Annotated in this window: 17 protein-coding genes, 1 tRNA gene and 1 pseudogene; 3 read left to right on the forward strand and 16 right to left on the reverse strand. The window is 58.4% G+C overall.

The window, feature by feature from the left end:
• Nucleotides 1–105 precede the first annotated feature (105 nt).
• The 10 genes and pseudogenes from SGN16_RS18955 to thrS all read right to left on the reverse strand — a co-directional run.
• Nucleotides 106–543 (reverse strand): annotated as a pseudogene (locus tag SGN16_RS18955) (acyl-CoA synthetase); the annotation flags it as partial.
• Nucleotides 544–1,379: 836 nt separating this feature from the next.
• Nucleotides 1,380–1,456, reverse strand: a tRNA-Pro gene (locus tag SGN16_RS18960).
• A gap of 89 nt (nt 1,457–1,545) precedes the next feature.
• On the reverse strand, nt 1,546–1,902 hold the full coding sequence (locus SGN16_RS18965; protein WP_003179985.1) for a MerR family transcriptional regulator: 357 nt from the start codon (nt 1,900–1,902) through the stop codon (nt 1,546–1,548).
• Nucleotides 1,883–2,185 carry an integration host factor subunit alpha gene (gene ihfA, locus SGN16_RS18970; protein WP_002553164.1) on the reverse strand — a complete coding sequence of 101 codons (303 nt, stop codon included), beginning with the start codon at nt 2,183–2,185 and terminating at the stop codon, nt 1,883–1,885. Before ihfA ends, SGN16_RS18965 begins: the two co-directional genes overlap by 20 nt.
• Before the next feature lie 3 nt (nt 2,186–2,188).
• Nucleotides 2,189–4,567: a phenylalanine--tRNA ligase subunit beta gene (pheT, locus tag SGN16_RS18975; protein ID WP_210639543.1), complete on the reverse strand. Its 2,379-nt coding sequence runs from the start codon at nt 4,565–4,567 to the stop codon at nt 2,189–2,191.
• A 35-nt stretch (nt 4,568–4,602) separates the two neighbouring features.
• Nucleotides 4,603–5,619: a phenylalanine--tRNA ligase subunit alpha gene (pheS, locus tag SGN16_RS18980; RefSeq protein ID WP_210639544.1), complete on the reverse strand. Its 1,017-nt coding sequence runs from the start codon at nt 5,617–5,619 to the stop codon at nt 4,603–4,605.
• A 109-nt stretch (nt 5,620–5,728) separates the two neighbouring features.
• Entirely contained in the window at nt 5,729–6,085 is a 357-nt protein-coding gene (gene rplT, locus SGN16_RS18985; protein ID WP_002553161.1) for a 50S ribosomal protein L20, read from the reverse strand.
• A gap of 30 nt (nt 6,086–6,115) precedes the next feature.
• The gene (gene rpmI, locus SGN16_RS18990) at nt 6,116–6,310 is read right to left on the reverse strand and encodes a 50S ribosomal protein L35 (protein WP_002553160.1); all 195 of its coding nucleotides are present in this window, start codon (nt 6,308–6,310) and stop codon (nt 6,116–6,118) included.
• Nucleotides 6,311–6,370: 60 nt separating this feature from the next.
• A complete protein-coding gene (gene infC, locus SGN16_RS18995; protein ID WP_169432615.1) occupies nt 6,371–6,922 on the reverse strand; it encodes a translation initiation factor IF-3 in 552 nt (183 codons plus the stop codon).
• Nucleotides 6,922–8,844: a threonine--tRNA ligase gene (thrS, locus tag SGN16_RS19000; RefSeq protein ID WP_014337550.1), complete on the reverse strand. Its 1,923-nt coding sequence runs from the start codon at nt 8,842–8,844 to the stop codon at nt 6,922–6,924. Before thrS ends, infC begins: the two co-directional genes overlap by 1 nt.
• Before the next feature lie 375 nt (nt 8,845–9,219).
• Between thrS and SGN16_RS19005 the strand changes: the two genes are divergently transcribed.
• A complete protein-coding gene (locus SGN16_RS19005; protein WP_335944378.1) occupies nt 9,220–9,522 on the forward strand; it encodes a hypothetical protein in 303 nt (100 codons plus the stop codon).
• A gap of 288 nt (nt 9,523–9,810) precedes the next feature.
• Complete coding sequence (locus SGN16_RS19010) at nt 9,811–10,023, forward strand: cold-shock protein (protein ID WP_003179963.1); 213 nt, start codon at nt 9,811–9,813, stop codon at nt 10,021–10,023.
• A 68-nt stretch (nt 10,024–10,091) separates the two neighbouring features.
• Here the strand turns inward: SGN16_RS19010 and SGN16_RS19015 are convergent, their stop codons facing one another.
• Nucleotides 10,092–10,406, reverse strand: coding sequence for an I78 family peptidase inhibitor (locus SGN16_RS19015; protein WP_210639546.1), 315 nt, complete (start codon nt 10,404–10,406; stop codon nt 10,092–10,094).
• Between the two features lie 163 nt (nt 10,407–10,569).
• A complete protein-coding gene (locus tag SGN16_RS19020) occupies nt 10,570–10,875 on the reverse strand; it encodes a hypothetical protein (RefSeq protein WP_109754693.1) in 306 nt (101 codons plus the stop codon).
• A gap of 130 nt (nt 10,876–11,005) precedes the next feature.
• Between SGN16_RS19020 and SGN16_RS19025 the strand changes: the two genes are divergently transcribed.
• Entirely contained in the window at nt 11,006–11,203 is a 198-nt protein-coding gene (locus tag SGN16_RS19025; protein WP_210639547.1) for a hypothetical protein, read from the forward strand.
• Between the two features lie 48 nt (nt 11,204–11,251).
• On the opposite strand, the gene SGN16_RS19030 is transcribed toward SGN16_RS19025, so the two are convergent.
• Genes SGN16_RS19030 through SGN16_RS19045 form a run of 4 tightly spaced genes read right to left on the reverse strand, consistent with a single transcriptional unit; the run spans nt 11,252 to nt 14,667 of the window.
• Nucleotides 11,252–12,280: a nucleoside hydrolase gene (locus SGN16_RS19030; RefSeq protein WP_210639548.1), complete on the reverse strand. Its 1,029-nt coding sequence runs from the start codon at nt 12,278–12,280 to the stop codon at nt 11,252–11,254.
• Between the two features lie 28 nt (nt 12,281–12,308).
• Entirely contained in the window at nt 12,309–12,713 is a 405-nt protein-coding gene (gene rbsD / locus SGN16_RS19035) for a D-ribose pyranase (RefSeq protein ID WP_335944379.1), read from the reverse strand.
• Nucleotides 12,710–13,624, reverse strand: a complete 915-nt coding sequence (gene rbsK, locus SGN16_RS19040) for a ribokinase (RefSeq protein ID WP_335944380.1) — start codon at nt 13,622–13,624, stop codon at nt 12,710–12,712. The genes rbsD and rbsK overlap by 4 nt, the downstream gene beginning before the upstream one ends.
• 23 nt (nt 13,625–13,647) lie before the next feature.
• Nucleotides 13,648–14,667 carry a LacI family DNA-binding transcriptional regulator gene (locus SGN16_RS19045; RefSeq protein WP_210639551.1) on the reverse strand — a complete coding sequence of 340 codons (1,020 nt, stop codon included), beginning with the start codon at nt 14,665–14,667 and terminating at the stop codon, nt 13,648–13,650.
• Nucleotides 14,668–14,670: the final 3 nt, after the last annotated feature.

Raw genomic sequence — 14,670 nt, forward strand, 5'->3', positions numbered from 1 at the left:
GTGGATGAAGCAGGAACCTTGGAAACGGCTCTCGCCAAATTACGTTTGTATCGCGGCAATGTCTTTGATGATGTGCCGACGTCTTATCGGTCAAGCGGGTTCCTTTCAGAGTGCCTTGGCCCAGCCGCGCAGTACGTACTTCTGGATTTTGCCCGTCGAAGTTTTCGGCAACTCGCTGAACACGACGGTTTTCGGGAGTTTGAACCCTGCCAGACGCTCACGACAGAAGCGAATGATCTCGGCTTCCCGAGTGTCCTGGCAGTCGGCTTTGAGGGTGATAAAGGCACACGGAGTTTCACCCCATTTTTCGTCCGGACGGGCGACCACCGCAGCGTCCAGTACCGCCGGGTGACGATACAAAATGTCCTCAACCTCGATGGTGGAAATGTTCTCTCCTCCCGAGATGATTATGTCCTTGAGCCGATCCTTGATTTCGACATAGCCGTCGGGGTGACGAACCGCCAAGTCGCCGGTGTGGAACCAGCCGCCCTTGAACGCCTCACGGGTGGCATCGGGGTTCTTCAGATAGCCTTTCACTGTGTTGCAGGGGAACGAAGGTCGAACGCCTATCGGGTGGCAAAGCTACCGAGACTGTGAGTTAGCAGCGGATTTGGCACCGACCAGGACCTTGCAAGAGATTTCCGAGCTGACCGCTAGAAGCCGCGGCCGACGGATCTTTCGAGGGTTCAGCGACACTCAATCGGTGCCAACTACCTGCAAAATGGTTTGTCACCAAAACAGCAAGAAGTCGGGTGAATTTGCGGTCTGTTTGGCACTGCGGTTTGGGCCCAAAAACGTCGAATTTGGAGGTGTGAGGCAGGCTCTCGGACGCGATTGTTTGCTTCAAAATCGGCCCCTGGGCCTTGTGATCGAAGGGTCTTCAGAAGACCCACAGCCCGTCAGCAATCAATTCGAATAGATGCGCCCTCCCCGCGCTCTGTTCCGTTTCCCTAGCGCACAATCGGAAGTCCGGCCTAAAGGTGCTTCCGTTTGTCTTCAAAGGCACGGCCCGCGTGACGTACAGCCTGTTTCGCGGATGTTGGATGGTGACCTTTAAGAACGAAGAATCGGAACTGAGCTTCCAGGGTTTAGCGCCGCGGAGCCGGTGAGGAAAAACGCCCTAATCGCCCGGAAACAGGGCTTTTGGCAAGGCTATCTGACATGCGAAAAAGCTGAGAAAGGAAGAGAAATATCAGACAGGATTGGTGCCAAAGGCAGCGCGAAAAAGGGCCAAAACGGCGTGAACTCACACTTGGTCGAAGGCAATTCCAGACCTCAAAATCAGCGAAATAACCGAGTAGTTTTGCGCGAGTTTTGCGCAGGCACAAAAAAGCCGATCTATCTGATCGGCTTAAGTGCCTGATTTTACTCAGTAAATATGGTCGGGACGGAGTGATTCGAACACTCGACCCCTAGCACCCCATGCTAGTGCGCTACCGGACTGCGCTACGCCCCGACTAGGCGTGAATCTTGTCCCGCTTCTCAACGGAACGCTCAGGAATATATCGCAAGCTTTTGAAAACTGGAAGATTTAAAAGCAGAAATTTATTTCTTGAGCACCACCAGCACATCTTCAAGCTCGGCGATCATCTGGCGGATCATTTGTTTGTATTGCGTTGTATCGTCTTTAGCCTCATCACCGGAGAGGCGCAGACGTGCGCCGCCAATGGTGAACCCTTGGTCGTATAGCAGCGCGCGGATCTGCCGGATCATCAGCACGTCTTGGCGCTGATAATACCGGCGGTTCCCGCGACGCTTGACCGGGTTGAGTTGAGGAAACTCCTGCTCCCAATAGCGCAGCACGTGCGGTTTTACCGCGCACAGCTCGCTGACTTCACCGATGGTGAAGTAGCGTTTGCCCGGGATGACGGGTAGTTCGTCGTTATGACTTGGTTCCAGCATAAGCCTCAACTCGGGCCTTCAACTTCTGCCCTGGACGAAAGGTGACCACACGGCGAGCCGTGATCGGGATTTCTTCTCCCGTTTTCGGATTGCGGCCAGGCCGCTGGCGTTTGTCCCGAAGGTCAAAATTGCCGAAACCGGACAATTTGACCTGCTCGTTGTCTTCCAGAGCGTGCCTGATTTCTTCGAAAAACAGTTCGACCAATTCTTTGGCCTCCCGTTTATTCAGGCCCAACTCCTCATACAGACGTTCCGCCATCTCAGCTTTCGTCAGAGCCCCCATACGTCACTTCCTTAACGTGGCGTTCAACCTGTTTTCGAGCGAGGTGAGGATGTTCTGCGTTGCGGTATTCACCTCATCGTCATTAAGAGTGCGCGATGGATGCTGCCAGGTCAAGCCGACTGCAAGGCTTTTTCTATGCGGATCAATGCCTTTACCCTGATACACGTCAAATAGCCTGAGGTCCGTGAGCCATTCGCCTGCATTTTCACGGATTACGTCCAGTACAGCGCTGGAAGCAACGTCGCGGTCGGCCAGCAACGCCAGGTCACGCCGCACTTCAGGAAAGCGCGATAACTCCTGGAATTTCGGCATTTTCCCCAACGCCACTTCGGCCAGGACCAGCTCGAAGACGAACACCGGACGATCAAGGCCCAGGGTCTTCGACAGTTCAGGGTGAATCGCCCCCACATAACCGACTTCACGCCCTTCGCGCTCGATGCGTGCGGTCTGCCCCGGGTGCAGCGCCGGATGCTTGCCCGGTACGAATGTGAACGCGTCGAGTGCACCGGCAAAACCCAGCACCGCTTCGACGTCGGCCTTGACGTCGAAGAAATCGACGACATCACGACCTTGCGCCCAGCCTTCCGGCAAACGGCTGCCGCAAACAACACCGGCCAGCATCGGCTCTTGTTTCAAACCTTCCAACTGACCAACGAAGCGCAGGCCGCTTTCGAACAGCCGCACGCGATCCTGCTGGCGGTTCAAGTTGTGCTGCAGCGACTTGACCAGACCTGGCCACAGGGACGAGCGCATGGCCGCCATGTCGTTGGAGATTGGGTTGGCCAGCAACAGCGGCTCGACACCGGGGTTGAACAGCTCGAACTGACGCGGATCGATGAAGCTGTAAGTGATCGCTTCCTGATAACCACGAGCCACCAGCAGGCGACGCAGTTCCGGCAGGTCGCTACGGGCTTCAGCCTTGGCCTGTGGGGCCAGGCGAGCTTGCGGGTAGCGAACCGGCAGGCGGTTGTAGCCGTACAGGCGGGCCAGTTCTTCGATCAGGTCGACTTCCAGGCTGATATCGAAGCGATGGCTTGGCACTTCGACACGCCACTGCCCTGCCCCATCAGCGCTGATGTTCAGGCCCAAGGCACTGAGCAGGCGCTCGACTTCGGCCGGGTCCATCTCCATTCCCAGCATTTGGGTAATACGTTGGGCACGCAGGGTGACCGGCGCAATCTTGGGCAGGTGCTGTTCGCTGACGGTTTCGATGATCGGGCCAGCTTCGCCGCCGGTGATTTCCAGCAGCAGGCCAGTAGCACGCTCCATGGCTTCACGGGCCAGTTGCCAGTCCACGCCACGCTCGTAACGGTGTGAGGCGTCAGTGTGCAGGCCATAGGAGCGAGCCTTGCCAGCGACAGCGATCTGATCGAAGAACGCGCTTTCCAGGAATACGTCGCGGGTCGTGGCGGACACACCACTGTGCTCGCCGCCCATCACGCCGGCAATCGCCAGGGCGCGGGAATGGTCAGCAATCACCAGCGTGTCACTGCGCAGGGTCACTTCCTGGCCGTCGAGCAGGACCAGCTTCTCACCCTCTTCGGCCATGCGCACGCGGATGCCACCGTTGATTTCGGCGAGATCGAACGCATGCAGCGGTTGACCCAGCTCGAGCATCACATAGTTGGTGATGTCGACGGCAGCGTCGATGCTGCGCACGTCGGCGCGACGCAGGCGCTCGACCATCCACAGCGGCGTCGGCTTCGACAGGTCGACGTTACGGATCACGCGCCCCAGGTAACGTGGGCACGCCGCCGGCGCCAGTACTTCAACCGAGCGCACTTCATCGTGCACGGCTGGCACGCTCGCAACCACAGGACGCGTCACAGGGGCGGCATACAGCGCGCCGACTTCACGGGCCAGACCAGCCAGGGACAGGCAGTCGCCACGGTTCGGCGTCAGGTCGACCTCGATGCTAGCATCGTCCAGGCCCAGGTACTCACGGATGTCCTGGCCCACCGGCGCGTCAGCTGGAAGCTCCATCAGGCCATCATTGCCTTCGCCAATCTGCAGCTCGGCCTGGGAGCACAACATGCCGTTGGACTCGACGCCACGCAGCTTGGCTTTCTTGATCTTGAAGTCGCCCGGCAGTTCGGCACCGATCATGGCGAACGGGATCTTCAGGCCTGGGCGCACGTTGGGCGCGCCGCAGACGACCTGGAATGTTTCCGCACCATTGCTGACCTGGCACACTCGCAGCTTGTCAGCATCCGGGTGCTGCTCGGTGCTCAGCACCTCGCCCACGACCACACCGCTGAATTCACCGGCGGCGGGGGTCACGCTATCGACCTCGAGGCCGGCCATCGACAGGCGAGCAACCAGCTCGTCCCGACTTACCTGCGGGCTTACCCAGCCGCGCAGCCATTGTTCACTGAATTTCATCCTGCTCTCCCAATAGATTCGTTACGGACTGCGGCCTAGCGAAATTGCGCAAGGAATCGCAAGTCGTTGTCGAAGAACAGGCGCAAGTCATTCACACCGTAACGCAGCATGGCCAGGCGCTCGGCGCCCATGCCGAAAGCAAAGCCCGAAAATTCTTCTGGATCGATCCCGGACATACGCAGCACGTTCGGATGAACCATGCCGCAGCCCATGACCTCCAGCCAACCAGTCTGCTTGCAGACGCGGCAGCCCTTACCGCTGCACATCACGCATTCCATGTCGACTTCAGCGGATGGCTCGGTGAACGGGAAGTACGAAGGGCGGAAACGCACCGCCAGTTCTTTTTCGAAGAACACCCGCAGGAACTCTTCGATAGTCCCTTTCAGGTCGGCGAAATTGATGTCGCGATCGACCAGCAGGCCTTCGACCTGGTGGAACATCGGCGAGTGGGTGATATCGGAGTCGCTGCGGTACACACGGCCTGGGCAGACGATGCGGATCGGCGGCTGCTGCGATTCCATGGTGCGGACCTGTACCGGCGAGGTATGGGTGCGCAACAGCATGTTCGCATTGAAATAGAAGGTGTCATGCATCGACCGGGCCGGGTGATGACCAGGGATGTTGAGCGCTTCGAAGTTGTGGTAGTCGTCTTCGACCTCAGGGCCTTCGGCAATGCCATAGCCAATGTGGGTGAAGAACTGCTCGATGCGTTCCAGCGTCCGGGTCACCGGATGCAGGCCTCCGGAAGTCTGGCCACGGCCAGGCAGGGTCACGTCAATGGACTCGGCGGCGAGTTTGGCAGCCAGATCCGCCTCCTCGAGCAACGCCTTGCGCGCATTAAGGACCTCTGTGACACGCTCCTTGGCAACGTTGATCAGCGCGCCGACCTGCGGGCGCTCTTCGGCCGGCAAGTTCCCCAGGGTCTTCATCACCTGGGTCAATTCGCCCTTCTTGCCAAGGTACAGAACCCGGATTTGCTCCAGGGCATTGATATCTTCAGCGCTTTGCACAGCCTCTAGTGCTTGAGCGACCAGCGCATCCAGGTTTTCCATGTACAGACTCCAGATACAAAATAGGGGAAGAGCTTTAAGGCTCTTCCCCTATTTATGACGTTTAACACCTGGGCCCACAGAGGTGAGCCCCGGTGACTGTCGGGGGTACTTAAGCCAAGGTGGCTTTAGCTTTCTCGACAATCGCAGCAAACGCCGCTTTTTCGTTCACTGCCAGATCAGCCAGAACCTTGCGGTCGATCTCGATGGACGCTTTTTTCAGGCCGGCAATGAAACGGCTGTAGGACAGACCGTTAACACGAGCACCAGCGTTGATACGAGCGATCCACAGAGCGCGGAACTGACGTTTTTTCTGACGACGGTCACGGTAGGCGTATTGGCCTGCCTTGATTACCGCTTGCTTGGCAACACGGAATACGCGGGAACGCGCGCCGTAGTAGCCTTTAGCAAGTTTCAGAATTTTCTTGTGACGCTTACGGGCAATGACGCCACGCTTTACACGAGCCATGAGTTACTTCCTCTATTCTTGATCCAAAAATTAACGAAGGCGCAGCATGCGCTCGACTTTTGCCACGTCAGACGGATGCAGCAAGCTGCTACCGCGCAGTTGACGCTTACGCTTGGTCGACATTTTGGTCAGGATGTGGCTCTTGAAAGCGTGCTTGTGCTTGATACCGTTAGCAGTTTTCAGAAACCGCTTAGCAGCACCACTTTTGGTTTTCATCTTTGGCATGTTCGGATACTCCGCATTCAGTTGATAAACATAATCGCAAGGCCTGCCGTGCCCTGTTGATTACTTCTTCTTTTTCGGGGCGATGACCATGATCAGCTGGCGTCCTTCCATCTTAGGATGCTGTTCGACCGAACCGTACTCGAGCAGGTCTTGTTCAACCCGCTTGAGGAGTTCCATCCCCAGCTCCTGGTGGGCCATCTCACGGCCGCGGAATCGCAAGGATACCTTGGCCCTGTCCCCGTCACTCAGGAAACGTACCAGGTTGCGCAGTTTTACCTGGTAATCCCCTTCCTCCGTCCCTGGACGAAACTTGATTTCTTTTACCTGAATCTGCTTCTGGTTTTTCTTCGCCGCGGCAATCTGCTTCTTCTTTTCGAAGATCGACTTGCCGTAGTCCATCACCCGGCAAACCGGTGGGACTGCGTCTGCGGAAATTTCTACCAGATCAAGCTTGGCTTCTTCAGCAATACGAAGCGCTTCATCAATCGAGACGATGCCAATCTGCTCGCCGTCAGCGCCAATTAACCGAACCTCGCGTGCCGAGATATTCTCGTTGATCGGGGCTTTCGGTGCAGCTCGTTTATCTTGTCTCATTTCACGCTTAATAATAATTACTCCAAATCTGGGCGACCACGCCGGGAAACCGCTTGCGCGAGAAACTCAGCGAATTCGGCGACGGGCATCGAGCCCAGGTCAGCACCTTCACGAGTACGCACAGCGACAGTCTGCATCTCGACCTCCCGATCTCCAATAACCAAGAGAAAGGGAACCTTGAGCAAAGTATGCTCGCGGATTTTAAAGCCGATCTTTTCATTTCTCAAGTCGGACTTGGCACGAAATCCGCTTTGGTTGAGAGTTTTTTCGACTTCGGCGGCAAAATCTGCCTGTTTATCAGTGATATTCATGATCACTGCCTGGGTCGGTGCCAGCCACGCGGGGAACGCACCCTCGTAGTGTTCGATCAGGATCCCGACGAAACGCTCGAAGGAACCGAGGATCGCGCGGTGAAGCATGACCGGGTGCTTGCGGCTGTTGTCTTCGGACACGTATTCGGCGCCCAGACGGATCGGCAGGTTGAAATCGAGCTGCAAGGTACCACACTGCCACACACGGCCGAGGCAATCTTTCAGCGAGAATTCAATTTTCGGACCGTAGAAGGCCCCCTCGCCCGGCTGCAGGTCGTACGCAAGGCCCGCGCTATCGAGGGCGGCGGCCAGGGCCGCTTCGGCGCGATCCCACAGCTCGTCCGAGCCGACGCGTTTTTCCGGACGAGTGGACAACTTCATTTCGACTTCGGTGAAGCCGAAGTCCCGATAGACGTCCATGGTCAGCTTGATGAAGGCGGCGGATTCGGCCTGCATCTGCTCTTCGGTGCAGAAAATATGTGCATCGTCCTGGGTAAACGCACGCACGCGCATGATGCCGTGCAGCGCACCCGATGGCTCGTTACGGTGGCAGGCACCGAACTCGGCCAGGCGCATCGGCAACTCGCGGTAGCTTTTCAGGCCTTGGTTGAACACCTGCACATGGCAAGGGCAGTTCATTGGCTTGATGGCGTAGTCGCGGTTTTCCGACTGGGTGGTGAACATGTTGTCGGCGTAGTTGGCCCAGTGCCCGGATTTCTCCCACAGGCTGCGGTCCACCACTTGCGGCGTCTTGATCTCGAGGTAACCGTTTTCACGCTGGACCTGGCGCATGTACTGCTCCAGCACCTGGTACAGGGTCCAGCCGTTCGGGTGCCAGAACACCATGCCCGGGGACTCTTCCTGGGTGTGGAACAGGCCCAGGCGCTTGCCGATCTTGCGGTGATCGCGTTTTTCGGCTTCTTCGATGCGCTGGATGTAGGCTGCCAGCTGTTTCTTGTCGGCCCAGGCAGTGCCATAGACACGCTGCAACTGCTCGTTCTTCGCATCGCCACGCCAGTAGGCGCCGGACAGCTTGGTCAACTTGAAGGATTTCAGGAAGCGCGTGTTCGGCACGTGCGGGCCACGGCACATGTCGACGTATTCTTCGTGGTAGTACAGACCCATGGCCTGTTCGTCCGGCATATCTTCCACCAGACGCAGCTTGTAATCCTCGCCACGTGCCTTGAACACTTCGATGACTTCGGCGCGCGGGGTGACTTTCTTGATGACGTCGTAATCTTTCTCGATCAGCTGCTGCATGCGCTGTTCGATGGCGGCCATGTCGTCCGGCGTGAAAGGACGCTCGAAGGCGATGTCGTAATAGAAGCCTTCATCGATGACCGGCCCGATGACCATCTTCGCGCTCGGATACAACTGTTTGACCGCATGGCCGACCAGGTGCGCACAAGAGTGGCGAATGATCTCCAGCCCCTCTTCATCCTTTGGCGTGATGATTTGCAGCGTAGCGTCGCTGTCGATGACGTCGCTGGCGTCGACCAGTTTGCCGTTGACCTTGCCGGCCAGGGTGGCCTTGGCCAGGCCCGCGCCGATGGATGCGGCGACCTCGGCTACGGAAACCGGGTGATCGAATGAACGTTGACTGCCGTCGGGAAGAGTAATAGTTGGCATGGCGCCTCCTCTCCTAGTGGTGACCCCTACCAAAGGTCACGTGGGTTGGGATGAGCCAGTACAAGATCCAGTCCAGGCCATTCAATGACGAACGCCTGCCTTACAGCGGCAGGAGCCTTGCGGCCAACCGGGAAAACCGAACCAGAGTGACTGGGATTCAAATCAGGGTTATTCGAACATTTGCCGCTGCCGGGGCGGGTTGCCGTCCGGAGCCTGGAAATACCCGAGCCCGGCATGCTAGCACAGATGAACGGTCATCGATGCACAAGGCTGTCACAGGAAGGCAAATCGTCCGCTTTTATGCCAGAGTGCTGAACTTGATAGGCCCTAGAGCCCTCGAATAACAGCACATTGACCCACAAGGAGCATCCTCGCATGCGTCTCAATACCCTGTTCGCCGTAGTCGCCCCCATTGTCCTGCTGCTGCCGTTGAGTGCCCACGCCGACTGGCCGAAGGGCGAGCGGGATAAATACATGGCCCAGTGCACGCAGGCTGCTACCCCACAGATTGGTGTAGCAGCGGCGAAATCCCACTGTGCCTGTGGCGCCGACGCCATCAAATCCTACCCGGCAAGTGATATCCAGGCGCTGATGGACAACAAGGCCACCGCCGAATTGCAGCAGAAAGCCCTTGGCGAGATCGCCAAATGCAAGGCCAATGCGCCTGCGAAAAAGTGAATAACTGGAGCCTTTGATGCAGCCCGGGGCCGATAAAAGGCCAAAAAAAGCGCTTTTTCGTACTATTTATGCAGGTTTTACAGCTTTTTTTATCGTCTTTACTTTGCGCTGAAAGCCTTTAAAACCGGGGCTTTCAGCCGCCTCAGGCGGTAAAGAAAACACGACTGATTGGCAAACAGTGCCTGCGGGGGGCTCCCAAATCGAACATTTCGACTATGATACCCGGGTGTGCCCAGTTGGCCTGAGCAGCACAGTACACTGAAAATATATGTTTCTTGGAGATACACCATGTCTAATCGCCAAACCGGCACCGTTAAATGGTTCAACGATGAAAAAGGCTTCGGCTTCATCACTCCTCAAGGTGGCGGTGACGACCTGTTCGTACACTTCAAAGCTATCGAAAGCGACGGTTTCAAAAGCCTGAAAGAAGGCCAGACCGTTTCCTTCGTGGCTGAGAAAGGCCAAAAGGGTATGCAAGCTGCACAAGTTCGCCCTGAGTAATTTCTCGGCGCACTAAAAAAACCCCGTCCATGTGACGGGGTTTTTTATGGGCGATTGAAAACCGACTATCAGCCGCAATTCACCCGGTTGACCACCAGGTTGGCGTCGGTGCTGAGATTCAGGCGGTCGGAGCGGTACTCAAGCGTCACCATGTCGTTGGGCTTGAGAATCCGGGCATTCTGCGCGCCAGCGCGGGCGCGCGCCTGCTCCAGCAATTGCGGCGAGGCCTGCTTGCCAATGGCGAACTCCGCGGCCTTGGCTTCGCAGCGGCTGTGGCCGGTCTCGGCTGCCACAGGGTCAGGGGTCGATTCAGAGGTGCTGCTGCAACCGCTCAAGAACGCGGCGCCCAGCAAAGCACCCAATGACACGAGCTTCCAAGGCATGAAGCCTCCTTTTTCGATAAATAAACAGAGAGCGTGCGACAGCCCGAACAGCGCTTGGTTTCAACACCACGGCCATCAGCCTGCCTGCCCCAGGAGAAACCGGCAGTTTGCCTGACCCAACCGCTCTGTTCAGGCATGAATCGTGACTGAATATGAACGACGCTCAGTAGACGTCAATGTAATCAAAGGGTGGATTTGGCCAGTTGTCTTTCAGCGCATTGTAAATCTGCATGACCCAGACCTCGTCACTGGCCGCGACTCGACCGACGTAGCCCGACCCTTTGGCCCACGTTTCAAGACGAAACAGCAAGCCATCGATGTCAACGCCACCCACCACCCCCGAAGACAAATAGGCGATCCCTCCCTTGGTCACACGCAATTGGGTGTGCTCGTCATCACTGGCAGAAGCGAGCAACTGACGAACAGACTCAAGGGTCAACCCATCAGGCGCGTTCAAATCGATCTGCACGGCAGGGCTCCTTCAGAAGTCAAAAAAACAAGTGTCGCACAGCCCTCACCCGATGCCTAAGTCGCAGTGCCAAACCCGCTGCAAAAATGGTTAACTCCGCCTACAGACCTCCCAACTCGCGAGCCCCACCATGAGCACCGTCAGCATCGAAGTCACCATCAATGCCAAATGGTCAGAGGGACACAGCTCCTACAGCCCCAGTACCGCGGAGGAACTGGCAATCATTGGTATAGACCTGTTGGTCAAGGAGCTGGGAACGGAGGCCGCGCAGAAATTCATCCAGCAGGCGTTCGAGCGATATCCGAACGTCACCGAAACGGTTGAGTGAAGCTCGAGCACCCGCAGGCCATGGCCTGCGGGCCCGCCGCGAGGCAAGTTACTTGAGGCGTGCCAGACGCTCGGTCAGCAGGTCGAAGAAACCCTGGGCATCACCGTTCTCCACCCAGAAGGCATTCTTGGGCGCCTTCAGGCCGTCGTACCAGTCGACGATGGTCTGCCCGAAAGTCGGGCCTTCGCGACTGTCCACCACCAGGTTGACCGAACGACCGGTAAACAATTGCGGCTTGAGCAGGTAGGCGATCACCGTTGCGTCATGCACCGGCCCACCCGTCATGCCGTAGTGCTCCATATCGCCCTTGACGTATTCGTTGAGGATATCGCCCACCAGCTTGCTGGCGTTGTTGTTCAGCGCGGCGATCTGCTTGAGGCGCGCTTCGCTGGTGAGAACCTTGTGGGTCACGTCCAAGGGCAGATACGTCAGCTTCAGGCCGCTTTTCGCGACGATCTCCGCCGCCTGTGGATCGGCGAACAGGTTGAATTCAGCCACCGGCGTGATATTGCCACCGTTGAAATGCGCACCGCCCATGATCACCACTTCCTTGATGCCCTGGACGATGTCCGGCTCCTGGATCAGCGCCAGGGCCAGGTTGGTCTGCGGACCGAGCATGGCAATGGTGATGCTGTGGGGCTTGGCAGCCTTGAGGGTGTCGATCAAGTAGTTGACGGCATTGCCCTCGGCCAGCCCCTTCTTCGGCTCGTGCACGGTGACACCCGACAGGCCTTCCTTGCCATGGATGTTTTCCGCATAGATTGGCGTGCGCATCAACGGTTTTGGTGCACCGGCATACACCGGCACGTCTTCGCGCCCCGCCCACTCCCGTGCCAGGCGAGCGTTGCGGGAGGTCTTGTCCAATCGCACATTGCCGGCGACCGTGGTCAGCGCACGGATATGCAACTCTTCAGGGGACGCCAGGGCGAACAGCAGCGCCACCACGTCATCGGCCCCAGGGTCGGTGTCGATGATCAAGTCGATTTTTTCCGCCGCCTGGGCGCTTGTAGCGGTGATCAATGACAAAAGCAGCAGACTCCGGACCAGTTGGTGCATTTTCTGGGCATAGCGGTGCATGGCGCACTCCTTGTGCAGGTTGACAGGATTAGAACGTGACTCCAGCGATCAGTACGATGTTGCAGTACGGCGAACACTCTCCGGTGCGGATAATCGCCCGAGCCTCACGACTGAGGATCTTGAACTGTTCATGGCTGACGCGCTCCCGCGTCCCCAGCGCACCTTCGGCGTGCAGCGCCTCCAGCGTCGTCAGGGCCGACGGTTGTTTATCGAAGATTTCCTCGGCCAGCACATGGCGCTCCACCTGCATTTCGCTGAGGACTACCTTCAAGGTACTGACAAAATCGGGAATGCCATGGGTCAGCGCCAGGTCGATCAATTCGACCCCGGGCGGCACCGGCAGACCAGCGTCACCGATGACCACCTTGTCGCCGTGACCAAGGGAGGCGATCAGCCGCGACAGTGCCACATTCAACAACGGCGTTTTTTTCATGATTTGAAAGCCTGTACTTCCAGCAAGGTGGGGATGGAGGGTTGCGCGCCTGCGCGAGTGACCGACAGCGCTGCGGCGACCTGGCCGAAACGAATCGCTTCGACCTCGTTTTGGCCGCCGGCCAGGGCAGCCGCAAAGCCGCCGACAAAGGTATCCCCTGCCGCCGTGGTGTCCACGGCCTTGACCAGCGGCGCCGGAAAGTGCTCGAAGCTCGAGCCATTGGCGAACATCAGCCCCTGGGCACCCAACGTCACGATCACCTTGCCGGCACCGGCGGCGATCAGGTGCGTCGCGGCAGCTTCGGCGGTTTCCAGGGAGTCCACCGCCAGCCCGCTCAGGACCGCCGCTTCGCTTTCATTAGGGATCAAATAGTCGACGTAGGCGTACCAGTCGGGCGGCAACGCATGGGAGGCCGGCGCCGGATTGAGGATGACCGTCTTGCCCAATTCGCGACCGCGCTTGAGGGCATGACCGACAGTGGCGTCCGGTACTTCGAGCTGGCAAATGATGACATCGGCGCTTTGCAGCACCTCATCGAAACGGTCCAGGACCTCCGGCGTCAGCACACCGTTGGCACCGGCGACGATCACGATCGCATTCTGACTATTGTCATCGACGACGATCAGCGCCACGCCACTGGAGCCATCCACCACGCTGACCGCCTGGCAATCGATGCCCTCGGCCAGCAGCGCCCCGCGCAATTGCTGGCCGTAGGCATCGCTGCCCACGCAACCGACCATCGACACCTGCGCCCCCAAGCGCGCGGCGGCCACAGCCTGGTTGGCGCCCTTGCCGCCCGCAATGGTGGAAAACGACTCACCGATCAGCGTCTCACCGCCCCGGGGCAGCCGTGGTGCCCGGGTCACCAAATCCATGTTCAGGCTGCCTACTACCACTACTTTTGCTGGCATACATCACTACTCTTCAATTCGGTTCAGCGGTATTGGGCGAACGCACCGGACAACGGTGCGGTCGACTCACGCAAGACAATGCTGGGCGTCACGATCCGCTGATCGGTGGCAAGCGCCGGCGTGGCGATCCGCCGCAACAGCACTTCGGCGGCCATCTCACCAAGCTGCAGGATCGACTGCCCCACTGTGGTCAACGCCGGGTAGACATAACGGCTCATCTGGATGTCATCGAAACCAATGACCGACAGTTCGCTGGGCACGCGTACGTTACGTTCGGCAGCGGCGCGCAGCACGCCAATGCCGATCATGTCGTTGGCCGCAAAAATCGCGCTCGGCGGCTGCTGCTCAAGCAGTTGGGCGGCGGCGCGGTAACCACCGGGGCTGGTGAAATCGCTTTCAAGCATGCGCTCGACAGGCAGCTCGATCCCCGCCTCTTTCAGCGCCCGGCAGTAACCGGCCAGACGCATCTGCGCCACGCTGGTGTCCGCCGGCCCGCCGATAAAAGCGATATCGCGGTGCCCCAACTCCAACAGGTGCCGGGTCGCCAGGTAGGCGCCGTACTCATGGTCGATGCGCACCAGGTCCGCGTCAACGCCGTCGAGCCCACGGTCGACGATGACCATGGGCGTGCGCACATTGGCCAGCCCTTGCGCCAGGCCGACGTCGCCGCCGGCGGACGCGACGATCAAGCCGTCGATGCGTTTTTCCAGCAGCACTCGCAGGTAACTGCGCTGCTTGTCCGGGTTGTCGTCGGAGTTGCACAGGATCACGCAATAGCCGTTGCGCTCACAGTAGTCCTCAATGCCCCTGGCCAATTCGGCGAAGTACGGGTTCAGACTATTGGGTACCAACAGGCCGATAGTCGCCGTGGTCTTGGCCTTGAGCGAGCGAGCCACGGCACTGGGCACATAGTCGAGGCGCTCGATCGCAGCCTCGACTTTGAGTCGCACTTCTTCGCTGACCGGCCGCGTCTTGTTCACCACGTGGGACACGGTCGTATAGGAAATCCCCGCGAGCGCCGCCACATCCTTGATCGTCGCCATACT

The organism is Pseudomonas sp. G166 (genome assembly GCF_037027455.2).
Lineage (GTDB): Bacteria > Pseudomonadota > Gammaproteobacteria > Pseudomonadales > Pseudomonadaceae > Aquipseudomonas.